Source organism: Brevibacillus sp. NPDC003359 (assembly GCF_042878995.1).
Lineage (GTDB): Bacteria > Bacillota > Bacilli > Brevibacillales > Brevibacillaceae > Brevibacillus.
The window spans coordinates 498,922-522,980 of the sequence record NZ_JBIAOR010000001.1 but is presented as its reverse complement, the minus strand read 5'-3'; the positions used below and the strand labels follow the sequence as shown (position 1 = coordinate 522,980).

The window sequence follows — 24,059 nt, the reverse complement described above, 5'->3', positions numbered from 1 at the left end:
ATTAAGATAGAAAATCGAACTACTGATAGAGATGACAAGCCACCCAATGGTTCGGTGCGGCTTCCTGCCATTCAGGAATCTGTGCCGCGCATTGCTCCATGGCCTTTGGGCATCTTGTTCGGAAAACACAACCGCTTGGAGCGTTGGCAGGACTCGGCAAATCGCCCTGCAAAATGATGCGTTCCCGCTTGATCGTAGGATCAGGAATCGGAATCGAAGACAGCAGCGCTTGGGTATATGGATGAAGTGGCTTCGCGTACAGCTCGAAGCTGTTTGCCATTTCTACCATTTTTCCAAGGTACATCACTCCGATTCGAGTGGAAATGTGCTTTACCATGGACAAATCGTGGGCGATAAACAAGTATGTCAGCCCCCTGTCCTGCTGCAAGTCTTCCAAAAGATTCACGACCTGCGCTTGAATCGACACATCAAGCGCCGAAATCGGTTCATCCGCGATGATAAATTCAGGTTCGACCGCAAGCGCCCGGGCAATCCCGATCCGCTGCCTTTGGCCTCCACTGAACTCATGGGGGAATCGGTTCGCATGTTCCTTAGACAAACCAACGAGCTCCAGCAATTCTTTGACCCGATCCGCTCTTGCGCCACGGGACAAGCCGTGAATATCCAAGCCTTCCGCAATAATGTCCATGACGGTCATGCGCGGATTCAGACTTGCTTGCGGGTCTTGAAAAATCATTTGGACGTCGCGGTGGAACTGCTCTGCATCTTTCCCCTTTAAGCGGTGTGCATTTTTTCCTTTGAACAAAACTTCTCCATCTGTATTTTCATAGAGGCGAATCATCGTTCTGCCCAACGTCGACTTTCCGCAGCCGCTCTCCCCGACAAGCCCGAGTGTCTCACCGCGATTAATCGTGAAGGTAACGCCGTCGACCGCCTTTAGCGTAACTCCATTACCGATCTCAAAATGCTTTTTTAGATTTTTGACTTCAACCAACGCTTGGCTCATCTACGTCTGCCTCCCTGCTGCCACCAGTTCTTCCAGCTTCGGTGCCCGTGGATCATGTAGCCAACATGCAGCTTGATGACCCTCGGAGAAGGTAGAAGCGTCTGGCATGTGCTGCTCGCATATTTCCATCGCAAACTGACAACGCGGAGCGAACGGACAGCCTTTTGGCGGGTGGAATAAATCTGGTGGCGTTCCCTCGATCGGTACCAGTCGTTCCTTTTCCACCCCATCGATCCGCGGCAGAGAGCGCATCAAGCCCCATGTGTACGGATGCTTCGGATTTGCGAAAATATCCTCTACTTTGCCTGTTTCCACAACAATTCCTGCATACATAACCACGGCCCGGTGCGCGATTTCGGCTACGACACCCAAGTCATGTGTAATCATCACGATGGAGAGCTGCTGCTGTTCCTGCAATTCTCGGAGCAAATCCAATATCTGTGCTTGTATCGTTACATCCAATGCCGTCGTTGGTTCATCCGCAATGACCAGCTTTGGGTTATTGGCGAGTGCAATCGCGATGACGACACGCTGCCTCATTCCCCCGGAAAACTCATGCGGGTATTGATCGACCCGTTTTTCCGGATCGGGGATACCGACCAGACGAAGCATCTCCATCGCTTTTTTACGTGCCTCTTCTTTGCTGACCTGATGGGTACGAACAAATCCCTCAACGATTTGGGCACCGACCTTCATCGTAGGGTTCAGTGCCGTCATCGGGTCCTGGAAGACCATCCCGATCTCGGCCCCACGAACCGAAAGCAATTCCTTCTTGTTCATCCCCGTGATGACTTTTCCGTCAAAACGAATCTGGCCATCCACGATTCTTCCCGGTGGGTTCGGGATCAACCCCATGATCGCTTGGGCGGTTACACTCTTTCCACAGCCGCTCTCTCCCACTACCGCAAGCGTCTCGCCACGATCAACATGAAAGGTAACGCCCCGTACAGCCTGTACCTCTCCACCGTACGTTTTGAAATGTACGCGGAGGTTTTCTACTTGTAGCAAATGATCCGCCATGTGTGATCCTCCTATCTTCGTGGCGAGGTTACTCGCGAATTCTTGGGTCCAATGCGTCCTGCAAGCCATCACCGAAGACGTTGAAGGCAAACATCGTCAAGGAAATCATCAAGGCCGGGAAGAAAAGTCTCCACCAATCCCCTGTTAAAATGACGCCGAGTGCATCGTTGGTCATCGTGCCCCAGCTAGCGATTGGCGCTTGCACACCCAATCCCAAAAAACTGAGGAAAGATTCTGCAAATATCGCCGACGGAATGGTAAACGTCAAGTTCACGATGATGACCCCGATGGTGTTCGGAATCAAGTGGCGCAACAGAATGCGTGGGAATTTTGCCCCGAGCACTTGCGCTGCCATGATGAACTCCTGATTTTTCAATTGCAGGATTTGTCCCCGAACGAGACGAGCCATCCCTACCCAACCGGTTGCGGACAACGCGATGATGATGGTAACAATTCCTGGCTCCATGACAACCATCAGCATGATCACCACGAGCAGGTACGGCAGTCCGTACAATACCTCGATCAATCGCATAATGATCGTATCGATTCTGTCTCCCTTTTTGCCTCGACCGGCCATGTATCCGGCAATACCGCCAACAGTCACACCGATGACCAAGTCAATTAACGCTGCCGATATTCCGATAATGAGTGAAATCCGCGCACCGTACCATGTCCGTGAAAACATGTCGCGTCCCAGCTCATCTGTTCCGAACCAATGCTCGCCCGAAATTTCCTGATTCGCGTTCAAGAGACTCTGATCGGAATAGCTGTACGGAACGAGATGTGGTCCGATAATCGCCATGGCAATCAGCATAATAATCAGGGTCAAGCCCACCATCGCCAGCTTGTTTCTGACGAGCTTTCTCGTTACTTGTTGAAAATGAGTCAGGCTCGGTCGCATTTGGGCGATCTGTCCATCTGCTTTTTGAGCTCTTGGTCGAAACAACTCATTTACTGATTGATCTACCGCCATTGGCTACCTCCCCTTGCTCGATAGTTTGATTCGTGGATCGACTAACATATAGGCCAGATCAATCAAGAAGATAATGAGTACTAAGATGGCACTGTAGAATACCGTGGTTCCCAGAATAACAGGATAATCTCGATTGAAAATGCCATCGACGAAGTACTTACCGATCCCAGGTACCGCAAAAATCTTTTCGACGACGAATGTTCCGGTTAATAAACCTGCGATGAGCGGTCCCATAAACGTGACGATCGGCAAAATGGCGTTGCGGATTCCATGCTTGATCACTATCAGAAAAGTCGGAATTCCTTTCGCCTCAGCGGTCCGTATGTAATTCTGGTTCATCACGTCGATCATGCTCGTTCTCATATAGCGAGTAATGATTGCCAATGGCCCAAAAGCAAGTGCGAGAGATGGCAGAACCGAATGCTTCCAGCTGGTAAGCGTCGCTACTGGGAATAACGGCAATTTGATTGCCAAGTAATTAATGAGCAATGGCGCCATGATAAAGCTTGGTACAGCAATCCCTAATACAGCCATGACCATCGCCGTATAATCAATCCAGGTATTTCGGTTTAATGCCGCAATTGTTCCGAATAAAAGTCCGAAAAAAAGGGCCACTGCTATCGCCTGCAAACCGATCATTGCAGATGCTCCGAAACCATCTTTGATCATATCATTGACACCGCGTGTCTCCGACTTAATAGAAGGTCCTAAATCGAGCATGACCAAACTTTTTAGATAAAGTAAATACTGCATCGGCAGCGGTTCATCCAGATTGTATTTGGCACGCAGATTCAACAAAATTTGCTCGGGCAACTGATCTGACTCTGAAGCGAAAGGATCACCAGGGATCATGTGCATCAGGCTGAAAGTCAACGTTACAATGATCCACAAGGTGAGTACCATCATCAGAATTCTTTTAAGTAAATAACGCGACATCTATACGAGCCCCCTAGTCCAGACTTGCGAAAAGATTAAGAAAATTCAACGCACCCTCCTTTTGAAAATCCTTTAACGGAAATTGACCTAAAACATTCCTTAATTCAACAATATAGTGCCGTAATTATTTAATGTCAATTCTGATTTTTTTATTTTTTGCATCGATCCATAAAGGAATTTGCTGAAAGTTGTCAAATATACAACGATTAATACGGAAATTTTCCCTAAAACATCCCTATTTAACGCTTCGTGGTCGCTACAACTCGCATACCCATTTGATGGGTTATATTTTATCTATATAAGAAAGACGGGCATACTAGATTGCCGAAAAAAGGATGGATCTCCTTCCTGACGAATTGTTTATCCCGTAGTTTAACTTTTTTGGAGGACATTTTGATGATAAAAGTTGGCATAGTCGGTCCAAAAGATTCAGTAGATGCAATGGTAGCTGTGGGACGTGAGTTTTCCGATCACATCCTGCTCACCTCCTATATTTATCAAGGAGTGGAACAAGTACCTGCCCATGTAGCCGAAAATGATATGGAAATAGACATCTGGTTCTTCTCTGGAGTCGCCCCCTACTCGATGGCAAAAGCGCATATTGGCAAGAAAAAAGCCTTTTATCCGCAAGTCAATTCAAGTGTCCTGACCAAAGTATTGCTCGAATTGGTATACCGCGATGGTTTTTCTTTAGATCGCGTGAGCTTCGATACCATTTCGGAAGCACATTTTCGTGAGACGTTAGAGGAATTGAGCCTGCAATGTGAGAATCCATACCTAAAGCCGTATAAAGAATTCAGAATGCGATCTGAATTGGTAGCCTATCACACCCGCCTTATCATGGAAGGCAAGGTAGACGCTTGTGTCACGGGAACGCTTTTCGTCACCGAAGAATTAAAGCGACAAGGAATAAGAGTATACCGAATGGGCTTCACGCGCTTCATATTTCGAGAGATTTTCAAGCAAATTCTGCAAGAGGGAGAAACGCTCCACTTCAAGCGCTCCCAAATTGCAGTTCAATTGATTGAGGTAACTGACATGGAAAAGCTCGTAAATGAACCTGCAAACGCGTACGAGCTACGCCGCCTCGACCTGAAGCTACAAGAGCTAGTGCTGGATTACACGGAGTCGATATCAGGCAGCTTCGTCGCCGTTGGCAATTCCAAGTTCATCATTTTTTCCACCCGGGGTTCATTCGAAGAAAATCCGGAATTTCACCCCACGATTCTTTTGGAAAAAATCAAGCTGCTCACCAATTCGCATGCCAATATGGGAATCGGCTTTGGTGTCACAGCATTGTCTGCTGAGCGCAATGCACAGCTCGCTCTCGGCCATGCCAAAAACCATAGAGATGCCGCTATCCTCGTCGACCATGACGGATCGATTGAAGGACCGCTACGTCAGACGAACAGCATCAGTTACGAATATTGGACGCAGGACAAAGAAATCAGTGATAATCTGAAAAAAGCCGGGGTCAGTATTACGACGTTTAACAAAATTATTTCCGTCCAAAAAGCGCTGGGGCAAAAATATATCAGCGCTTCGATGATTGCAGAATGGATGGGCATGACCCCTCGCAATGCGCGAAGAATACTAAGTGATCTAGCACAGCACAACATCATCGAACTCATTGGGGAAGAAACGCCTACGAACCGAGGGCGCCCACGAAAGATTTATCGTATACTCCCCTCCCCACAAACCACTTAATTGTTTCTCCATGAGAAAGGCGTAAGCTTGTGATTTCCAGAAAACTTCTTTTGTGGATCATTGCTTGCGCTTTTTTCTCGTGCTATTTCTCTCAGCGGTTCAGCGCTCTCCTCTTTCCATTCTGGTCATACGTGTAAGCTATCCAAATATCATTCGATTAGGGGGGCGTACACATGCCCGTTCATCCACAAATTCAACAAATATTAGACGTCTTCAACCGCTCACGTCATGATGTTGATTTCAACCAATTGACACCACAAATTATGCGAATGGCGACTGATCAAAATCGAGATTCAGGCGTGGAACGTGAACAGGTAAAAAAGGTAGAGAATCTATCGCTTCCCTTAGAAGGTCGTTCTATTCCGATTCGCATATACACACCAGAAGGACAAGCACCCTTCCCTGCACTCGTGTACTATCATGGAGGCGGATTCGTGATTGGCAATCTCGAAACGGTAGACTCGGTATGCCGCAACTTCGCAAATAACGCAAAATGTGTGGTCATATCTATCGATTATCGGCTCGCTCCAGAACATCCTTTTCCTGCTGGATTGGAAGATGCCTATGATTCTCTCTTATATATTTCAGACCATGCCGATCAGTTTGACATTGACCCATCACGGATAGCAGTAGGGGGAGATAGCGCCGGAGGTAATTTTGCCACAGTCGTGAGTCTCATAGCTAAAGAACGACTGGCCCCATCTATTGTTTATCAATTGTTAATATATCCAGCCGTAGGAATTGTGGACACCGCTCCCTATCCATCCATGCAGGAAAATGCGAGTGGCTATTTGATGGATGTGGAATTGCTGAATTGGTTCCTTTCTCATTATCTACCACCTTCCGATCTCCAAAATCCATATCTTGATCCGATCAACGGAGCCGATCTCACTGGTCTGCCTCCTGCCATGGTGATTACAGCCGAATACGACCCTTTGCGAGATGGCGGAAAAACATATGCAGACAAGCTACGTGAAAGCGGCGTCGATGTCGTCTATCGAAATGAACAAGGCTTGATCCATTCCTTCATCGGATTCCATACTACTATCAAGCAAGCGCAAGAATCGTTGGATGAGATGTCAGCACAATTACGAAAAGCTTTCAAAATGTAGGCCATATTGGATAAAAAAAGCGTAAGCCTGCGAACAGGGGATGTTCCTCTCCTTTCTCGACTGCTTACGCTTCCTTTTTTCCAGAGCGCCATGTTCCATGGAAAGAAGGGGATTTTCTTTGGAAAGGGGAAATTGTTAGGCATCAACATGGGGGGAAGGGTGAAATCATTGACTAGACATACAGACGACAAAGTGACCATTCGTTTCGTTCGTATCGAGGATGCGGCAGCCATTTTATCTTTGCAGCGTGATGTGGTTTGTGAAGGTGAATTTTTTATTGCTGTTTCCGAAGAGTTTAACAAAACCATGGATCAGCAGCTTGAGTGGATACAAAACATCATCGACAATGACAGGGAAACTATGTTCGTAGCGGAAATAAACGGTGAATTGGCTGGCATGGTCGTGTTCGTTTCTCCGGCTCGCAAACGTTTGTCTCATACAGGTTCGATCACGATGATGATCCAGAAAGCTCACAGAAATAAGGGCATCGGCAAGGTTTTATTGAAGGAGTTGTTAGCTTGGACTGAGCAACATCCGCTCATTGAAAAAGTGAGCTTAGGCGTGTTCTCCAACAATCTGAGAGCGATTGCTTTATACAAATGCCTTGGTTTTGTGGAAGAAGGACGAAAAGTAAAAGAATTCAAGCTGGCTGAGAATGAATACGCAGATGATGTCCTGATGTACAAATTCGTATAGCATCAATTCGTTTTCCAACCATGCAAAAAAGGACCTTCCCATCAGGTCCTTTTCTTATAGCTCTATACCGAATTAGATGGCTGAACAGATTGTTTCTTTTGAACACTGGCAACAATCACACCCACGACAATCAACAAGGAGCCTCCTACCTGAATCGACGTGACCTGCGAACCAAGCAGTAAAAATCCGACCAGCATCGCTACAAAGGGCTGTAAGTTAAGAAAAATAGCTGCTTTGCCCGTCCCTACCACTTTTAATTGCTGATTCCAGACGATTCCACATATTCCTTGCATGAGGATCGCGGTCAAAATGAGCATCGCCCATGCCCACACTTCGTGGCTGATCTGCGCCCCAGGCTCGATTGTCAACAACGCCGCAGGAGTCAAAAACAAAGTGCCTACCGTCGTCGAGTACACGGTGGCGATAAACGGCTGCATGGTTTGCGTCAGTTTGCGAATGATGATCATGGAAGACGAGAATGTGACCATGGCAATCACAATGAGAAAGACTCCTTTGGAAATGGAGAGTCCTGCCCCAATTCCGACTACGAAGAATGTTCCCAATAGAGCCAAGCCAGACCCAAGCTTCATACGTAAGGTAAACTGTTCCTTCAAAAACAAAGAAGCCAGCACTGCGGTGACGATCGGCGCCAAAGAAAGAATCAGCGATGCCGTTGTCGCGTCTGTCGTCAAGAGACCGTTGAAATACGCCGTTTGATTCGCCAACGTTCCAATCAATCCGAGCAAGACAAGAAGTCCTAGCTCACGCGCAGTGATTTTTACGAATTTTTTGGTCAGCCACGCGTAAATGATCAGAAACATAGACGTGAAAAGCAAGCGTACATCCGCTAAAAATAGCGGCGGAAACTCTTTGACCAGCATGCTCCCGAACACAAAATTACTACCCCACAGCGTCACACAAAAAAGCAACAGCAAGTACGACCGAATCATGATTGTTCCTTCTTTCACCCGATGCATTATTCTTTCGTTAGCTATCGTACAGGAGAGAGCGAAAAAAGTCCATGAGCTGATCTGCTATAGTTTGATGGAAATTATATTTGTTTGTACACTCTGTCACATAAAAAAGACCAGCGCACGACTTGGTTCACTGGTCTTCCCTTGTTTTGTTTTATTGTACCGTTTCTTCCATAGGGGTTTCCTCAGTTGCCTCCAGTGCCCCTTCCATCTGCCCTGCCTCTTCCACTGTCGACTCTTCCGCTTTCTCTTCCTCTTTCACTTCCGGCTTCTTCTCTGGCTCCGTCGGCGCGATTGCACTCGCCACGAGTGCCGCGTATTTTTGCGAGCCTTCCTTATTCGGGTGAACGCCGTCTTTGTAAAAGTAAGAGCTTTGCCCTTCACTTGCCGCATTCCAATCCACAAGAACGACATGCGGATGGGCAGCAGCAGCTTCCGCCAGCACCTTATTCACGACGCTCTCCCACGGTTTAGGTACGCGAGAATTAACAAGAATGATTTGCTCTACGCCATCCAGAGATTGCAACAGCTTGTCGAGCTGACCTTTACTAAACGCGCCGTTCGAACCTAATTCAATCACGACACGATCCCCCAATTGCCCTTTTGCCTTAAGCTGGGCAATCACCTCAGGAGCTTGGGACATTTGCCTTCCGATTTTGGCATCAACGACGATTCCTGGCAATAGCTTCTCCAGGTAAGGAGCCACGTCAATCATGACAGAGTCACCAATCACAGTAATTCCTTTCCCGGAGCCGATTGCTTTTATCGGTTCCTGTTTTTGGTCAGGCTGTTTGGAAGCATTCGAATCTTTCTGCTTCTCCGCGGGCTTCTGCTTCTGGGCGTTGTTATTTGGCTTCTGCTCGGTTTTCGGCTTTGTTGGTGGAGTAGCTGGTTTTTGAACGGTTTCCGGTTTCTTCTCTACGATTGGCACCTCAGGACCATGGGGCTTGTCGGGGACCTTTGTCTCGGTGACAGTCTGCGTTGGCTGCGTCTGCGTCATATTTCCAGCGGTGGCATCTGACGTAAGCGATGCAATCCCATAATATGTGACACAAAGAGCAATCGCGCAACCAGTTGCCAATACACGGTTTAACCGTTTTGTTTTCTGCCCAGCCTTATTGGAATGATTCCAGATTCTTCCTAATGCACCATAGCGAATAGGCTCTTCGAGATATTTCCATGATAACGATGCCAGCAAAATGCTTGCGAGGAGCTGCAAAACCGCTCCAGGTACCGCCATCCATTCCCATTCCGCGATAATTGGATTCGTCCAAACGATAACAGGGTAATGCCACAAATAAATACCGTAGGATCGAACGCCGATCCAACGCAATGGTTTGCAGCCCATCCATTTCGCCAAAATACTTGCCGGATGCGCGAGTACCGCGACCAGCACCGCACTGACGACAGACAAAAGGACTAGCCCGCCCTCGTACAAATAATCATCATATTGATTCGTGTTCCAAATACTGTACAAAAGAATCCCTAAGCTAATCAAACCGCTTAGATCAAGCGTGATTCGCGCTTTTTGTGAAATGTTCGTCGTAAGCAAGCGACTCGGCCACATCATGGCGAGTGCGGCACCGATCAGCAATCCGAATACCCGTGTGTCCGTTCCGTAATAAACACGACTCGGATCAAGACCTGGCTCATACAAAACGGTCATGGAAATCGCAGATAATGCAGCCAGCACCAAAGTAATGATCATGATTGGCCCTCTGCGCTTCAGGAAACGAAGTCCCAGAGCGAGTACCAATGGCCAAATCACATAAAACTGTTCTTCTACTGCCAATGACCACAAATGGCCTAAAGGTGAAGGCGGACCGAATTTTTCAAAATAAGATACGTCATGAAAGACAAGCCACCAGTTACTCACGTACAGAACGGCTGCTCCGACATCTCCTCGGATCGTGTCCAACTGGGCTGGCGAAAAGATGGCTACCCCTGCCGTAACCACAAATAGCATGAGGAAAAGCGCTGGGAGCAATCTTCTGGCACGGCGCAACCAAAAGTCTTTCATGTCGAGTCTGCCATTACGATTCCATTCTGCAATTAATAAGTCTGTAATCAAATATCCCGATAATACGAAGAAAATCCCGACACCCAACAATCCCCCGGGTGCCCAGTCGTAATTCAAGTGATAAATAATGACTGCGAGTACCGCCAGCGCACGAAGCCCGTCGATCCCAGCCATGTATCGGCTGCTTACGCCTTTGATCGGTTCAGGCATGCTGGTGGCCTCCTGTCGTTGCATGATGGCGAGTGATTAATTCGTTCTGGTTATTGATTCTTTCCGTACCCATCGTCCTTTTTATTTTTTTATGGTGATTCTTCGTGCTCGCCATGCAAAACATCTGCATTCTCCCCTTTTACCTTCCGTTCTGTTTTCATCATTTGTTGTTGGGGGCAGTCATTACACATCGGGAAATGCGTGCTCTATGAATGCAAAAACCCCTGTTTCTGGAATCGTGCAAAAACGGGGGTTGATCTCGTTCATTATCTTTATGGAAAATGAATTCTTCCCATCATCGTTGCCCGTATTCAGGATGTGATGAACTACTCACTGTCTCGTTGTTTTTTGTTCTCTTACTCCCTTATATATGCACCACACCTTCCTTATATTGGATGGTCTCACAAAGAAATTACCCGGTCCTTGTCTCACACAAAAACTCATGCTGAATAGTTGTTTGTACCCTGATTATATGACGATTTCGGGGGATAACTCGTTACAAACTGTTTACATTCTGACCCATGTTTTTTCCCGGTAAAAACGCGGAACAAAAAAAGAAGCTGCTGGTATACTTTCCCCCATCAGCTTCACGATTGTAGATCATCGCAGACCACCACTGTCAGATGCAAAATGCAACGTGTTTACTTGTCACAAAAGATTTACTGATCAACAGCCTGCATCAGTTCGTAATTTTTGCGAGTTGTATTGACATTCCTGATTGTCATTTGTTGATAAACCTTTGAGCCAATAAGTTTCTGCATGTTGTATAGCCAAATCCAAAAGCTTGTATGTATAACCTTTGCCAATCTGTAAGTAATCGTTGCTATGGAATCGGTATCCCCCGAAGTAAAGCGACATCAACCACGGTTACTCCCCTATCACTACCATTTTCGCCAATCGAAACGGGAAACACAAGACAAAAATAAAATCCCCATCGATTACCAGCACCGACGAGGATTTTCGCTTGATTATCAAGATTTAAATATGATGAGTAAACAAATAATTCAAGAAAAAACCACCACTGACAACCGCAATCACCATGCATACGATGCCACTTTTCACCCGTTCGGAAAGCAATCGCATAAATCCAAGACAAAAAAAGACTCCTGTGACCAAAAAATAAGCGACTCCAACCCAAAAAACATTCCAAGGCAAGCTCGCAAAATCTACGTTACCCAAACGTGAACACCATCCCTGTCCGATTCTACTGATTACTTGTATGTACGATACTCCATTATAGCATTTGTCCACTCATCCTTTCCCATTTTTGCACAATGCGTAACAGAAGTGTCATACATCCCGTCTTCATTTTTTCTACACAATCGTTTGGTACGCTTTCTCCAACAGCGCAAAGGAGGAAAAAGTGCACATGAACAAACGGAAAATACGCCAATGGGCTTATCCCATCGTTCTAGGTGGCGTTCTGCTGTTATCCGCTTGCTCCACTGACAATACCACGATGGATCATAATGGACACAACATGAATTCTTCACCCGAAACAGCCGCACAACCGCAACCACAGCCGATGTCTGCTTCCAGCGACTCGTCGATGGAGGTACTCACAGGCAATACGTTTACCCTCACGGCAAAAGAAAATATGCTCCACCTCGATGACAAGACCATGAAAAACGCATGGACGTACAATGGAACTGTTCCAGGTCCACAGCTTCGTGTCAAACAAGGGGAAACCATTAGCGTGACGCTGAAAAACGAATTGCCCGAGCCCGTCACCATTCACTGGCATGGCTTACCCGTACCAAATAACATGGACGGAATCCCTGGCGTGACCCAAAATGCCGTAAGACCAAACGAAAGCTTCACCTACAAATTCAAGGTGGACGTGGCCGGGACGTACTGGTACCACTCGCATCAAAACAGCGCCAAGCAGGTAGACAAAGGCCTGTATGGTTCACTTGTGGTAGAACCTGCTATACCAGAGCCAGCCGATAAGGACTTTACCCTCGTTCTAGATGAATGGATGCAGGACGATAGCATGGCGGAGATGCACGGAAGTGGCATGAGCCACGGAATGCCAGCATCCACATCGAATAGCTCTTCATCTGGTGGTCACAACATGGCTAGTATGGAGATGCCAATGAGTGACGCTGAAATGATGCCGTTGATGTATACGATTTTTTCGGTGAACGGAAAAACAGGTCCGGCAATCCAGCCGCTGTCTGTTAAAGAAAGAGAGAAAGTCAGAATCCGTCTAATCAATGCCGGATACTTAAACCACAAGCTGAACCTGCAAGGCCATGAATTTAAAATCGTGGCAACAGACGGGCAACCCATCAATAATCCGCCCTTCGTGGGTGGCCAGCTCCTCAATATCGGACCAGGAGAACGATATGACCTCGAATTTGTCGCAAACAATCCTGGCAAATGGTTATTAGAGGAGCGCAGCACAAATCCAGGTGCCAAGTCCCTTGTCGTGCCCATCGTCTACGAAGGCTCAGAAACAAAAACAGCCAAATCTGAAGCGGGAGACATGCCAACGATCGACATCACCAAATACGGCGAGGCTGCAAAAAGCAACTTTACGCTAGAGCAGAAGTACGACATCACGTATCAAATGAATTTGAACACGGAAACAGCAGATGGAAAAATGGCCTTTACCATCAATGGAAAAACGTTCCCGGATGTCCCCCCACTCAACGTCAAAAAAGGCAATCTGGTCAAAGTCACGATGGTGAACAAATCACCAAAAGATATCCACCCCATGCATTTGCACGGACATTTCTTCCAAGTATTGAGCAAAAACGGACAGCCTATCACTGGCTCCCCACTGGTCAAAGATACGCTGAACATTTTGCCGGGTGAATCTTATGTAGTCGCCTTTGAAGCTGACAATCCAGGAGACTGGATGTTCCACTGCCACGATTTGGGCCATGCTGCGCAAGGGATGGTATCTGAAGTAAAATATGAAGGCTTCAAGCCAGATTTCGTTGTCGACCCTACTGTCGGCAACATGCCGGAATAACCATAGAAAAAAGCAGGAGGCCACGAAGGCTCCTGCTTTTTCATTACGCCAATACACCGTCCAACGACGATTTCCACTCTACGCCAGTCGGAAAAACATCCTGAACTTGCTGTCTCAGCTTGTCATTTTCGCTCAATTGCGGACTCAAGATCGATACCAGACCGCTATCCTCTCGCGAACGGATCAATCGACCGATCCCTTGACGCAGTCTCAACAGCATGTAAGGCATATCTACCTCGTCGAAAGGATTCGCTGCACTTTTTCGTTTTGCTGTGAACACCGGATCATTCGGCGGGAATGGCAGTGACCAAATGATTACATTGGACAGCGAAGGCCCCGGAACATCTAGCCCTTCCCACAGGCTCACCGCACATAGGCTGCTTTTCTCGTCGTTTTGGAATTGAGAGATCAGATGACTGATTTCCGCATCTCCTTCAAACAAAAATCGCAGATCCGTACAGGTAGGCTCGTTTTTGATGGCGGCCTTGAATTGCTGTAATTCCTCCATGGAGGAAAACAACAGAAGCGCACTTCCCGCTGATTTTTGCAGCAATTGGGTAGCCTGGCTCATTTTTTCCGCAAATGAGTCGGTCGCAGAAAGTGTCGGTACGTAAACCTCCATTTGCTTGTCGTACTCGTACGGAGAAGCCACCGAGAAAGACAGGTATTGCTCAATGCCCAAGCTGTCCGCTACATATGTGAACGCTCCATCAACAGATAACGTTGCGGACGAAAACACAATCGGCATCTTTTGCGAGAATACGCGCTCTTCCAGGACTTCCTGCACCTTTTTGGGCATGACGACCAAGGTAGGCCCTGTAATCTCTTCACTCATCCAGGAAATGACGTGATCCGGGTCTTGGAAAAGTCCCAGTGCCAGCTGCATCATTTCCAGATGCTCTTCGACAATTCTCAGCTGGAACTCGTCCAACGTATACAGACCGCCTTCTAACGCCAGCTCTTCTTCAATCCAACTGACGAGACTCGTAAAACGGTGGATGGTTGCAATGAGTTCCGGATGAAAGTGGATTTCTTTGCGGTTGGAGCCCATCACAGCCTTGCTCTCTTCGTTCAGTCGGGAGAACATCTCCTCGCTCTGGGCAATTGCTTCTTCAATGGCAATGGCAAGCTCTTCCCTGATCTCGCCCTTTAAGACACGCGTAATCGTTTCTTCGAACACCGAGTGATTCAGCTTGTACGTCAATGCTTTTTGAGCAGCAGGCTCCAGCAGATGACCCTCGTCAAAAATGACCGAGCTATGCGATGGCAGCAACGGTAGCTGTCCTCCACGTTTCCTAATCTCATAAGTCCACACATGCTCCATATAGAAGTCATGGGAGCAAATAATCAAATCGGCTGACTGGCGGTAATGATTTCTGGACAGAGTCTGCCCACAGCGATGCTGTCTGTCGCACACAAAGCAATCCTGAAAGGTATCCCAGTTCATCTGCCCCCATTCTTGATCATCCAGGTCAGGATATGTGCTGCGATCGCCGTACGGATAAAACGACTGCAAGGCCTCGTGTGTATGAACAAAGGAAGGCAGCTCTTGATAAATATGCTGAAAAGCTTCACCCGTCTCAGGCTGGAATCTCGCCTCATCCAGCTTGCGCAAACAGAGATATTGGTCCGGAGATTTTCCGAGTCTCGCGTCAATCGTCAGGTTAAGATGGCGAGCCAGTTTGGCAATATCGCCTTCTGGTTTTACAAGCTGCTCAATCAACGACTCATTCGCACAGGCAATGATAGCGGGCTTTCTGGTATATCGTGCATAGCAAATGGCGTACAGCAAGTAAGCCAATGTCTTACCTGTTCCTACTCCCGCCTCTGCAAAAATCGTTTGCTTTTCTATAAAAGCCCGTTCGAGCTGAAAGGCCATGTAGATTTGCTCATCACGCACCTCGAATCCAGCCTCAGGCAATACTTCATAAAAAACGTCCGCTACCCAATCGCTCACCTGAGAGATGAATGTCTGGGACGGATCGTAGGCAAAAGGATAACGTTCCAATTGTGACCTGCCTCCAATAATGAAAAATCGTCAAGCATAGATGCCAACATGTTATGATGACATGTCTTGACGATAAACACAATACAGATGAGAGAAAAAACCATTCGTTTTCGTGGTAAGATAAGGATGGTAGAAAAGTAGAATGAAACAGGAGTGAACAAACCGATGGAAAAAGTAATGTTTATTGAAATAGGAATGGGTATTGACATGCATGGACAAAACGTCACCAAAGCCGCAGTCCGCGCTGTTCAAAATGCTATCCATCATAATTCGATGCCTGGACTGCGTTCAGTCCTGCCAGGAAACGATATCCATAACATGAAAGTAAATGTGAGACTTGCCGTTCCTGCTGACAAGGACGAGCTCGACTTGGAAACGGTTCGTAAAGCACTGCCTTACGGGGAAGTCACCTTCGAAATCGTCGATGGCGGCATGCTGACGAGCAGTGGAGTCGTAATCGCTGAAAAAGAAGACAAGAACGACCTTGCCTATATCGTCATCGCTTCCGTAGAGGTAGGTTACTAGAATACCGGCTCATCAGCTGTATGTGGGTGAAACTGATAACGCTCCAACTCTATTTCACCTGCTGCTGACACTACTACCCCTTCGCTTTCCAAAGCCATTTTTTGCAGCGTGAACGAATCCAAATCTTGCAATCCAATCTTTCCTTGGGCGTTGATGACCCGATGCCAAGGAAGCTTGTGCTTTTTGGACATGGAATGAAGGATGCGAACGATTTGTCTGGCAGCCCTTGGACTACCGGCCAACGCAGCAATCTGCCCGTAGCTCATGACTTGGCCTGCTGGAATCCCGGCAATGATTTTAAGTGCGCGCTGCGTAAATTCGGTCATGATGGCTGCTCCTTCGTCCTTGATCAAATCAAAAGGCTTGTGTCGTTCCTCGCGATCACAAGCCTTTTCTTCTTTATTTCAGGTTAAAAAAGTCTTTCCAGCTCGTCAACCAGACTGCCGACGTATGCGACAGCCTCACGGATTGGCTGCGGATCTGACATATCCACTCCTGCTTTTTTCATCAGTTCCAGTGGCGTCAGTGTCCCTCCGGCTTTGAGCACCTCGATCCAACGATCAACGGCAGGTTGCCCCTCTTGCTTGATGCTCGCTGCCATTGCTGTAGAAGCGGTCAAACCGGCTGCGTATGTGTACGGATACAGCCCCATGTAATAGTGCGGTTGGCGCATCCATGTAAGACTCGCTGCAGCGTCCAGATCAACTGCATCACCCCAGAAGTCTGCGAGCACTTGCCCTTTCCATTCTGCGAGCTGTTTGGCAGTCAATGGTACGTCATTTTGCGCTGCTTCGTACACTTTACGTTGCATTCTCGCTTCTAGCAGATGCGTGACAAAGTTGTGGTAGTACGTATTCATCAATTGCAAAATGACCCAACGCTTCAGACGAGGATCGTCGGATTGCTCCACGATGTGCTGCGCGAGCAAAAGCTCATTGAGTGTGGAAGGCGCTTCGATAAAGTACAGGGATGGACGAGAGTTCGTAAAGCTTTGCTCTCTTGTCGCCAGCATAAAATGTCCGCAATGCCCCAGCTCATGAGCCAGTGTGAAAGCACTGCGCATATTTCCCGACCACGTAATGAGAATGTAAGAGTGCTTGCTGTATGTCGTTGAGCAGAAAGCACCTGTCGATTTGCCCACGTTATCTACGTAGTCGATCCAGCGTTCCTTCAGTGCTTTTTCCATTATGGCTGTATATTCTGGTCCCATCACTTGCAAGGAAGCCAGTATCTTTTGACCAGCTTCTTCAATCGTAATCGGCGGGCTAAAATCAGGATCAAGCGGCGCCTTCAAATCACAAAAGGCCAATTTTTCCAGACCGAGCTCTTTCGCTTTGAGCTTCGCATAGCGTCTCATGTGTGGAGCGAGTTCATTCCCGATGATATCCAGAATGTTGTGGTACATATCCAGTGTAACTTGCTGTGGCTTCAGCAGCATGTCCGTTACGGTTTCATAGCCACGCAGACGAGACATGACGGTTTGTTTTTTCACCTCTGTCGCGTATACCGCAGCGAAGGAGTTTTGGTAAGAAGCGAGTGTCTTCGAGAAAGATTCGTACGAAGCACGGCGCAGCTCCGTATCGGACGACATTTCATAATCGGTCTCAAACAGCGCAAAGGATACTGGACGCTCACTCCCTGTGCCATCGTTAACAGGTGCAAATGACATGTCCGACAGCTTTCCGCGTGCGTAAATGTTGTATGGTGCAGAGAAAACCTCGCCCATCGCAGCAAACGCTTCTTCCGTCTCGGCCGACAGACGGTACGGTTTTGTTTCCAGTAAATCATTCAGGCTTTTGCGGAATATTTCGAGTCCTGGTTCTTCCTCCAAGAAGCTCTCGATTTTTCCTTCAGGCAAAGCCAAAATCTCGGAAGGTATAAAAGAAAGTGCAGCGTTCAGCTGGGACACAACATCCCCTACCCGTGCAGAGTTTGCTTGGTTTTGTGGATTCGTTCCGTCTTCAGATGACCGCAGTCTGGCATACGTCGCTGCGATATTCGCCCGAACATTGATCGCCTCGTTTGCCTCCAAGCATGCTAACAACGTCTCTCCACTCGTATGCAGCTGACCTTTGAATGCAGTGACGACAGGCAGATGCTGTAAAATTTCTGCTAATTCTTGCTCCCACGCTTCCTGACTCTCAAACAGATCGTTCAGGTTCCACGTATTCTCGACAGCGACTTGATCACGTGTCTGTCTTGTCTTCACTCTGACTGCCTCCTTTAATTCTGCCAATAAAATATTTTTATGTAATAAAATTGCCTTTTCATTTGAATTTTCCTACAATTAACCAAAATAAACAAGTGGATAACTTGCTCGAATTAGGCCGTAATCTGTCTTTTTCTGCGCTTTCCTAGGAAATTCTTTCAAATCATAAGCAGGTGATTTCGGAGGGGAAGGTAAAATAGATAGAGTGCAAATAAGCCTTTTGTTCTTAAAAGGAGGAAATGAACTATGTCTTTTGAAACCTTGTTTGACCGCTACGCTGATCTCGCTGTGAAAGTCGGCGTGAATGTACAGCCTATGCAAACGTTAGTCGTAACAGCTCCGCTATCTACTGCTCCTTTTGTGAGAAAGGTAGCCAAAAAAGCGTATGAAGCAGGTGCCAAGCACGTACATATTGAATGGAACGACGATGAACTCACACGGATGAAATATGATTTGGCTCCTGAGGAAGCGTTTCGTGAATACCCGCAATGGAAGGTACAGGGATTAGAGGAAATGGCGGAAAATGGCGCGGCGTTTCTCTACATCTCTTCAGCGAATCCCGATTTGCTGAAGGGTGTAAGTCTTGACCGCATTTCTACTGCCAACAAAACAGCTGGACAAGCTCTTCATAAATTCCGCAGCTATACCATGTCCGATAAAGTGAGCTGGTGCGTGCTTGCCGTTCCATCACCTGCATGGGCCGCAATGGTCTTCCCGCATTTGCCACAAGAGGAACAGGAGCCTGCCCTGTGGGATGCGATCTTCCGTGCCACTCGCGCAGATATGGATGACCCTGTCCAAGCTTGGCATGACCATCACGCGACACTGAACAGCAAGGTGGATCAGCTCAACGCCAAACAATACCGTTACCTGCATTACGAAGCTCCCGGCACCAATTTGACGATTGAGCTGCCTGCCAATCACATATGGATTGGTGGCGGTAGCGTAAATAAAGACGGGGTCTCCTTCATGGCCAACATGCCGACAGAAGAAGTCTTTACCGCACCGTTAAAAGAAGGAGTCAACGGAACCGTTCGCAGCACCAAGCCTTTGAGCTATCATGGGAATTTGATCGAGAACTTTACCCTGACATTTGAAAAAGGACGAATTGTCTCGGCAACGGCTGAAAAGGGAGAAGAGTCCCTGAAGCAATTAATTGAAACAGATGAAGGCTCGCATTATTTGGGGGAAATCGCCTTGGTTCCTCATCTGTCCCCCATTTCACAATCCGATATCATTTTCTATAACACGCTGTTTGATGAGAATGCTTCCAACCACTTGGCGATTGGGAACGCTTATAGCGTGAATATTGAAGGTGGCGCTGACATGACCAATGAGGAACTGGCTAGCCGCGGTATCAATATCAGCCTCACTCACGTCGATTTCATGATCGGCTCCGCCGAGATGAGCATTGATGGAGAAACAGCGGACGGCAAGCGCGAACCACTATTCCGCAATGGAAATTGGGCTTGAATCTAACTTGAAAGAGACATAGCGAGAGGCTGGATTTCTGTCATCACCATGACAAATCCAGCCTCGTTTTTGTTCCCTGTTGCATGGTCTTCTCGCAGAGCGCTTTCATGAAGGTGAAATAATCGGATACAAATGTCCCTGCATGGCAAAGGACGCTTTCCCCGTTTCCTCGGAAACAACGACGATCAGTGCATCACTTTTTTCACTCATGCCCAATGCAGCACGATGTCTGGTTCCCAGCTTTTTTTCCCCTACCACAACCTGTGATAATGGCAGGACATTGGCTGCGGAAATGATATAATTTTCCCGAATCAGAACTGCCCCATCATGCAATGGGCTTCCTGGATAAAAGATTGACTCCAGCAAGGAATGGCTCATCGTTGCCCCAATCGGTATGCCTGCTTGAAGCAGTAGATCAAGCGGGTCCTCGCGCTCAATGACAATCAATGCGCCTTGACGCCTTTTGGACAAGTGCTGCACAGCCATGGACAAATCCAGATATTTTTCCGTATAGGGAGACAGATAGCATTGCAAATAAAACGAGGCTGCTACTGTTTCGAGTCGGCTAAACTTGGTGCGTATATGATCAAACGTCCCGAGCAGGCAATCGTTTTCGCTTTTTAATGCATGGATGCTCTCATCTAACGTAACGGATATTCCCCTTAGCTCTTGCAGTAATTCAGCCTTTAGCGATGACGTATCACAGTTAACTTCCACCATATGAACCCCTCAATTTCGATTTCTCTTCACGCTTCGTTCTTTGTTTGATTGTTCCCCTCCCCATAGGAAATCATTCGATTTCCTAGATGATAATTCCACTTCAAACGGAACGAGTTTCTTTCCATCGCACGAGACTCGAATGATTTTAAACATTCCCCCCTTCTTGACGAGGATCACGGTTCCCATTGTTTCTGTCTACAGAAAGGATTGACCGGGTCATCTATGCGTTACGAATGTCAGCCTCGCTTTCTCATTTATAGCTATATCCCGCTGTTGTTCTTGCTCTTCCTTCTGTGGAGAAGAAAGCGAAGTGTCGTATTATACCAGACTCCCAAGGCGGAAACAAAAAAGCTCGATAGATGCCTATCGAGCAAATCGCGCTGCTATTGTAATGCCGGCTTCCAACAAAGCAGTTCGGATGCTTTGTGCGAATTCCAACGCATGGACACCGTCGCCATGAATACAAATCGAATCGGCCTGAATCGGGATATCCACGCCTTGCTGGGTCAGGACGAGTCCTTCCCTCACCATACGAATGACTTGTTGGAGGGACTGCTGTTGATCCGTAATGATCGCATTCGGCTGACTGCGCGATGTCAGCGTACCATCCTGCTGATACGTACGGTCGGCAAACACTTCGTGCGCCGTAGCAAGACCGATTTTTTCCCCTGCACGCGTCAACTCACTTCCCGCCAAGCCATATAAAACCAGTTCCGGATTTACTTTGTAGATGGCCAACGCGATCGATTCAGCCAGAGCGGGTTTTGTGGCAGCCATATTGTACAAGGCGCCATGTGGCTTCACATGATGCATGATGCCGCCTTCTGCCCGTACAAACGCTTGCAGGGCGCCGATTTGGTACACAACTAAATCGTACGCCTCTTCAGGGGAAATCTCCATGTTGCGGCGTCCGAAGCCAACCAAATCAGCGAATCCAGGATGGGCACCGATTGCCACACCTGCCTCCATCGCCATTTTCACCGTTTTTCTCATCGTTCCCGGGTCTCCTGCATGGAAACCACAAGCAACATTTGCCGAGCTAACATAGCGAAGGATGGCTTGGTCATTCCCAAACCGGTACGCGCCAAAGCTCTCTCCCATATCACAGTTTAGATCTACATTCTTCATTTTCTACCTCCACCCCACAGTCAGTTCCATCCCCAACTTGATCTCATCCATGGTCCGTTCGCGTTCATACAGCGCCCGTTGCGCATCATGAAGAGAAATCTCTTGAAAAAGCATCGTTTCTCCCGGTCGCAATTGAGCGATGATCGGTAAATCCACAGTCGCGACATAACCGATCTTGGGGTATCCGCCGATTGTTTGTCTGTCTGCCATCAGGATAATCGGCTGACCGTCTGGGGGAACCTGAATCGTTCCCATGGTAACAGCAGAAGAAATCAACTCAAGTGAAGACGTGAGGGCAAGAGTAGGTCCCGCCAAGCGATACCCCATCCGATCTGATTGGGGAGATACTTGAAAAGCCTGTTCGAAAAAGCTTTTACGGCTTTCTGCTGTGAAGTCATCGAACTGATCCCCGCGAATGACACGAACTACCCTTTCCCGACTATGCGCAAAATAACTGGAAGGAATAAACCAATCCGTATAAGAAAAAGCATCAACTCTCGCTTTTTGTTCCAATCGCTTTGCGAGATACGAACTGAATGAACTTTGCGGGTTGTGATCGAGTCTATCACCTGCTTGCAGCATTCTTCCCGCCAATCCCCCAAATCCCGCACGCAGGTTCGTGCTGCGGCTACCCATCACGATTGGCACATCCCATCCACCAGCAACAGCGAGATAGGCACGACAGCCTTGTTTCGCATGGCTGAACTGCAAAATGCTACCGCACCTTACCCAGACAGCTCGATTGGACTTGACTGGTTTCTTGTTGATCGTCGGACTGAGATCGCCACCACAGATTGAAATCAGCATGTCCTTTTGAAACAAGAGTGTCGGACCCTTTATCGTCAGCTCTAGAACGGCATCATCTCGATAATTGCCTACCAGCATATTGGCCATCTGTAGGGCGAGTGTGTCCATCGCGCCACCGACATTGACGCCGTGCCGTTGATATCCGTACCTGCCCATATCTTGCACGGTTGTACATAGCCCTGGCGATACAACCTCTATGCTCATGGAAACACCTTCTTCCCAACCTCATACTCATACTCCTGCTCGGAGATAGGACGAAAGCGAACTTTGTTTCCGGCACACAAAAGACTTGGCTGACTCTCGCTTGGTTGGAATAGACTCAGCGGTGTTCTTCCGATAATTTGCCAGCCACCCGGAGTCTCGATTGAGTATATACCCGTTTGCGAGCCACCAATTCCTACACTGCCTTTCGGAATCGACAGACGCGGTGAAGAGCGTCGTGGCGTCGCCAATCGTTCGTCCATTCCTCCGAGATACGGAAAACCGGGAGCAAAGCCAATCATGTAGACCAAATAATCAGTCGATGAATGGATCGCAATGACTTCCTCTTGTGTGAGACTGTTCTGTTGCGCGACGATGTCCAAATCCGGTCCAAAGCTTCCACCATAGCAAACCGGAATCTCAACAAGACTATGCTCCGCCTTGCGTGTGACAATGAGCTCTTGGAACATTTGGTCAAGGGTTGCGAGGACGCTCTCGTAAGGCATTAGGTCGTGGTGTGACTGCTGTGCGAGAATGATCGGATCATAATAGACTGTAACGGTGGTAAAACCGGGGACGATCTCCATTATTCCCGGAAAAGGATTCTCCTGAAGAAAATTCGTGAACTTAACGACAATCTCATGTGTCTTTAGATCAATCACATCCCCTAGCTTGACAATGACACCCGAATCGCCAAGTGGAGAAAATTCGTAGTAGTTCCTCATTCGTTTCCCCTCTTGATCAACTGATTTGTCCGCCACCCACAACCATATCCTGCTCATGCGAAATCGTTGCCTCAATTGCGATTTGCAACCCTTTTACAATCGTTTCCAGCGCCATGCTTGGCTCTCCTGCCTGCCTTGCTGCCTGCTCAGGCAAATATGGAATATGGATGAATCCCCCACGTGTTGATGCGTGATGTTCGGCTAGATAGTGCATCAATCCATAAAAAAGATGATTGCACACATACGTTCCGGCCGTTTGTGAAACGGATGCAGGTACCCCTTGTTTTCTTAATTCATGAGCAATGGCCTTGATAGGCAAGGTAGACCAGTACGCAACAGGTCCATTTTCCTGAATCGGCGTATCAATGGGTTGATTTCCTTCATTGTCTGGAATACGAGCATCGTTCACATTAATAGCGACGCGCTCCACGGCAATATCGACACGTCCACCTGCTTGTCCGATACAAAGCACGATGTCCGGCTTCGTTTCCTCAATCGCTGCATAAAGCTGGTCGATCGACTTATCAAAAACAGTAGGAAGTTGACGTAGCTCCACTTGATAATGCGCTGACTCGATCTTTCCTAGCTCTTTTACCGATTCCCATGCTGGATTGACGGACTCACCGCCAAACGGATCAAAACCTGTTACCAAAATCGTCTTCATGTCG

The 24,059-nt window shown here is 47.7% G+C and carries 21 protein-coding genes and 1 pseudogene; 6 read left to right on the top strand and 16 right to left on the bottom strand.

What is annotated here, in order from left to right:
- Positions 1 to 19: 19 nt before the first annotated feature.
- Genes ACFYU8_RS02510 through ACFYU8_RS02495 form a run of 4 tightly spaced genes read right to left on the bottom strand, consistent with a single transcriptional unit; the run spans position 20 to position 3,896 of the window.
- Positions 20 to 967 (bottom strand): ABC transporter ATP-binding protein, encoded by a 948-nt coding sequence (locus ACFYU8_RS02510; RefSeq protein WP_390296141.1) that lies wholly within the window; start codon positions 965 to 967, stop codon positions 20 to 22.
- Positions 968 to 1,987, bottom strand: coding sequence for an ABC transporter ATP-binding protein (locus tag ACFYU8_RS02505; RefSeq protein WP_390296143.1), 1,020 nt, complete (start codon positions 1,985 to 1,987; stop codon positions 968 to 970). It abuts the gene before it with no gap.
- Positions 1,988 to 2,015: 28 nt separating this feature from the next.
- Positions 2,016 to 2,960 carry an ABC transporter permease gene (locus ACFYU8_RS02500; protein WP_390296145.1) on the bottom strand — a complete coding sequence of 315 codons (945 nt, stop codon included), beginning with the start codon at positions 2,958 to 2,960 and terminating at the stop codon, positions 2,016 to 2,018.
- A gap of 3 nt (positions 2,961 to 2,963) precedes the next feature.
- A complete protein-coding gene (locus ACFYU8_RS02495) occupies positions 2,964 to 3,896 on the bottom strand; it encodes an ABC transporter permease (RefSeq protein WP_390296147.1) in 933 nt (310 codons plus the stop codon).
- 396 nt (positions 3,897 to 4,292) lie between these two features.
- Here ACFYU8_RS02495 and ACFYU8_RS02490 point away from each other — a divergent pair, with 396 nt between their 5' ends.
- The 3 genes from ACFYU8_RS02490 to ACFYU8_RS02480 all read left to right on the top strand — a co-directional run bounded on the left by ACFYU8_RS02490 (position 4,293) and on the right by ACFYU8_RS02480 (position 7,411).
- The gene (locus tag ACFYU8_RS02490; protein ID WP_390296149.1) at positions 4,293 to 5,603 is read left to right on the top strand and encodes a helix-turn-helix domain-containing protein; all 1,311 of its coding nucleotides are present in this window, start codon (positions 4,293 to 4,295) and stop codon (positions 5,601 to 5,603) included.
- Between the two features lie 173 nt (positions 5,604 to 5,776).
- Positions 5,777 to 6,715 (top strand): alpha/beta hydrolase, encoded by a 939-nt coding sequence (locus tag ACFYU8_RS02485; RefSeq protein WP_390296151.1) that lies wholly within the window; start codon positions 5,777 to 5,779, stop codon positions 6,713 to 6,715.
- A gap of 168 nt (positions 6,716 to 6,883) precedes the next feature.
- A complete protein-coding gene (locus tag ACFYU8_RS02480) occupies positions 6,884 to 7,411 on the top strand; it encodes a GNAT family N-acetyltransferase (protein ID WP_390297356.1) in 528 nt (175 codons plus the stop codon).
- 62 nt (positions 7,412 to 7,473) lie between these two features.
- Here the strand turns inward: ACFYU8_RS02480 and ACFYU8_RS02475 are convergent, their stop codons facing one another.
- The 4 genes and pseudogenes from ACFYU8_RS02475 to ACFYU8_RS02460 form a co-directional block, all read right to left on the bottom strand.
- The gene (locus ACFYU8_RS02475; RefSeq protein WP_390296153.1) at positions 7,474 to 8,361 is read right to left on the bottom strand and encodes a DMT family transporter; all 888 of its coding nucleotides are present in this window, start codon (positions 8,359 to 8,361) and stop codon (positions 7,474 to 7,476) included.
- A 178-nt stretch (positions 8,362 to 8,539) separates the two neighbouring features.
- Positions 8,540 to 10,615 (bottom strand): acyltransferase family protein, encoded by a 2,076-nt coding sequence (locus ACFYU8_RS02470; RefSeq protein WP_390296155.1) that lies wholly within the window; start codon positions 10,613 to 10,615, stop codon positions 8,540 to 8,542.
- 659 nt (positions 10,616 to 11,274) lie between these two features.
- Positions 11,275 to 11,376, bottom strand: a pseudogene (locus ACFYU8_RS02465) (DUF1697 domain-containing protein); the annotation flags it as partial.
- 62 nt (positions 11,377 to 11,438) lie between these two features.
- On the bottom strand, positions 11,439 to 11,711 hold the full coding sequence (locus ACFYU8_RS02460) for a hypothetical protein (protein WP_390296157.1): 273 nt from the start codon (positions 11,709 to 11,711) through the stop codon (positions 11,439 to 11,441).
- Positions 11,712 to 11,984: 273 nt separating this feature from the next.
- Between ACFYU8_RS02460 and ACFYU8_RS02455 the strand changes: the two genes are divergently transcribed.
- Positions 11,985 to 13,595 carry a multicopper oxidase family protein gene (locus tag ACFYU8_RS02455; protein WP_390296159.1) on the top strand — a complete coding sequence of 537 codons (1,611 nt, stop codon included), beginning with the start codon at positions 11,985 to 11,987 and terminating at the stop codon, positions 13,593 to 13,595.
- A 43-nt stretch (positions 13,596 to 13,638) separates the two neighbouring features.
- On the opposite strand, the gene ACFYU8_RS02450 is transcribed toward ACFYU8_RS02455, so the two are convergent.
- Entirely contained in the window at positions 13,639 to 15,603 is a 1,965-nt protein-coding gene (locus tag ACFYU8_RS02450) for an ATP-dependent DNA helicase (protein WP_390296161.1), read from the bottom strand.
- 165 nt (positions 15,604 to 15,768) lie between these two features.
- Between ACFYU8_RS02450 and ACFYU8_RS02445 the strand changes: the two genes are divergently transcribed.
- The gene (locus tag ACFYU8_RS02445; RefSeq protein ID WP_390296163.1) at positions 15,769 to 16,128 is read left to right on the top strand and encodes a Lin0512 family protein; all 360 of its coding nucleotides are present in this window, start codon (positions 15,769 to 15,771) and stop codon (positions 16,126 to 16,128) included.
- Here ACFYU8_RS02445 and ACFYU8_RS02440 read toward each other — a convergent pair.
- Both ACFYU8_RS02440 and pepF read right to left on the bottom strand, forming a co-directional pair.
- Positions 16,125 to 16,454: an MGMT family protein gene (locus ACFYU8_RS02440; protein ID WP_390296165.1), complete on the bottom strand. Its 330-nt coding sequence runs from the start codon at positions 16,452 to 16,454 to the stop codon at positions 16,125 to 16,127. The two genes, ACFYU8_RS02445 and ACFYU8_RS02440, sit on opposite strands and share 4 nt — an antisense overlap.
- 83 nt (positions 16,455 to 16,537) lie before the next feature.
- Complete coding sequence (gene pepF, locus ACFYU8_RS02435) at positions 16,538 to 18,337, bottom strand: oligoendopeptidase F (protein ID WP_390296167.1); 1,800 nt, start codon at positions 18,335 to 18,337, stop codon at positions 16,538 to 16,540.
- 246 nt (positions 18,338 to 18,583) lie between these two features.
- Here pepF and ACFYU8_RS02430 point away from each other — a divergent pair, with 246 nt between their 5' ends.
- Positions 18,584 to 19,810: an aminopeptidase gene (locus tag ACFYU8_RS02430; RefSeq protein ID WP_390296169.1), complete on the top strand. Its 1,227-nt coding sequence runs from the start codon at positions 18,584 to 18,586 to the stop codon at positions 19,808 to 19,810.
- Positions 19,811 to 19,915: 105 nt separating this feature from the next.
- Here ACFYU8_RS02430 and cdaS read toward each other — a convergent pair whose 3' ends face one another.
- The 5 genes from cdaS to pcp all read right to left on the bottom strand — a co-directional run bounded on the left by cdaS (position 19,916) and on the right by pcp (position 24,055).
- Positions 19,916 to 20,530 (bottom strand): sporulation-specific diadenylate cyclase CdaS, encoded by a 615-nt coding sequence (cdaS, locus tag ACFYU8_RS02425; RefSeq protein WP_390296171.1) that lies wholly within the window; start codon positions 20,528 to 20,530, stop codon positions 19,916 to 19,918.
- A gap of 363 nt (positions 20,531 to 20,893) precedes the next feature.
- On the bottom strand, positions 20,894 to 21,658 hold the full coding sequence (locus tag ACFYU8_RS02420) for a LamB/YcsF family protein (protein ID WP_390296173.1): 765 nt from the start codon (positions 21,656 to 21,658) through the stop codon (positions 20,894 to 20,896).
- A gap of 3 nt (positions 21,659 to 21,661) precedes the next feature.
- Positions 21,662 to 22,669, bottom strand: a complete 1,008-nt coding sequence (locus tag ACFYU8_RS02415) for a 5-oxoprolinase subunit C family protein (protein ID WP_390296175.1) — start codon at positions 22,667 to 22,669, stop codon at positions 21,662 to 21,664.
- Complete coding sequence (gene pxpB / locus ACFYU8_RS02410; protein WP_390296177.1) at positions 22,666 to 23,391, bottom strand: 5-oxoprolinase subunit PxpB; 726 nt, start codon at positions 23,389 to 23,391, stop codon at positions 22,666 to 22,668. Before pxpB ends, ACFYU8_RS02415 begins: the two co-directional genes overlap by 4 nt.
- Positions 23,392 to 23,407: 16 nt before the next feature.
- The gene (gene pcp / locus ACFYU8_RS02405; RefSeq protein ID WP_390296179.1) at positions 23,408 to 24,055 is read right to left on the bottom strand and encodes a pyroglutamyl-peptidase I; all 648 of its coding nucleotides are present in this window, start codon (positions 24,053 to 24,055) and stop codon (positions 23,408 to 23,410) included.
- Positions 24,056 to 24,059: the final 4 nt, after the last annotated feature.

Excerpts from the sequence above, each read along its gene's own strand:
- ACFYU8_RS02440 (WP_390296165.1), bottom strand. The coding sequence starts at position 16,454 with ATGACCGAATTTACGCAGCGCGCACTTAAAATCATTGCCGGGATTCCA.
- ACFYU8_RS02485 (WP_390296151.1), top strand. The coding sequence starts at position 5,777 with ATGCCCGTTCATCCACAAATTCAACAAATATTAGACGTCTTCAACCGC.
- ACFYU8_RS02455 (WP_390296159.1), top strand. The coding sequence starts at position 11,985 with ATGAACAAACGGAAAATACGCCAATGGGCTTATCCCATCGTTCTAGGT.
- cdaS (WP_390296171.1), bottom strand. The coding sequence starts at position 20,530 with ATGGTGGAAGTTAACTGTGATACGTCATCGCTAAAGGCTGAATTACTG.
- ACFYU8_RS02490 (WP_390296149.1), top strand. The coding sequence starts at position 4,293 with ATGATAAAAGTTGGCATAGTCGGTCCAAAAGATTCAGTAGATGCAATG.
- ACFYU8_RS02415 (WP_390296175.1), bottom strand. The coding sequence starts at position 22,669 with ATGAGCATAGAGGTTGTATCGCCAGGGCTATGTACAACCGTGCAAGAT.
- ACFYU8_RS02495 (WP_390296147.1), bottom strand. The coding sequence starts at position 3,896 with ATGTCGCGTTATTTACTTAAAAGAATTCTGATGATGGTACTCACCTTG.
- ACFYU8_RS02470 (WP_390296155.1), bottom strand. The coding sequence starts at position 10,615 with ATGCCTGAACCGATCAAAGGCGTAAGCAGCCGATACATGGCTGGGATC.
- ACFYU8_RS02505 (WP_390296143.1), bottom strand. The coding sequence starts at position 1,987 with ATGGCGGATCATTTGCTACAAGTAGAAAACCTCCGCGTACATTTCAAA.
- pcp (WP_390296179.1), bottom strand. The coding sequence starts at position 24,055 with ATGAAGACGATTTTGGTAACAGGTTTTGATCCGTTTGGCGGTGAGTCC.
- pxpB (WP_390296177.1), bottom strand. The coding sequence starts at position 23,391 with ATGAGGAACTACTACGAATTTTCTCCACTTGGCGATTCGGGTGTCATT.
- ACFYU8_RS02445 (WP_390296163.1), top strand. The coding sequence starts at position 15,769 with ATGGAAAAAGTAATGTTTATTGAAATAGGAATGGGTATTGACATGCAT.
- ACFYU8_RS02510 (WP_390296141.1), bottom strand. The coding sequence starts at position 967 with ATGAGCCAAGCGTTGGTTGAAGTCAAAAATCTAAAAAAGCATTTTGAG.
- ACFYU8_RS02430 (WP_390296169.1), top strand. The coding sequence starts at position 18,584 with ATGTCTTTTGAAACCTTGTTTGACCGCTACGCTGATCTCGCTGTGAAA.
- ACFYU8_RS02500 (WP_390296145.1), bottom strand. The coding sequence starts at position 2,960 with ATGGCGGTAGATCAATCAGTAAATGAGTTGTTTCGACCAAGAGCTCAA.
- ACFYU8_RS02420 (WP_390296173.1), bottom strand. The coding sequence starts at position 21,658 with ATGAAGAATGTAGATCTAAACTGTGATATGGGAGAGAGCTTTGGCGCG.
- ACFYU8_RS02475 (WP_390296153.1), bottom strand. The coding sequence starts at position 8,361 with ATGATTCGGTCGTACTTGCTGTTGCTTTTTTGTGTGACGCTGTGGGGT.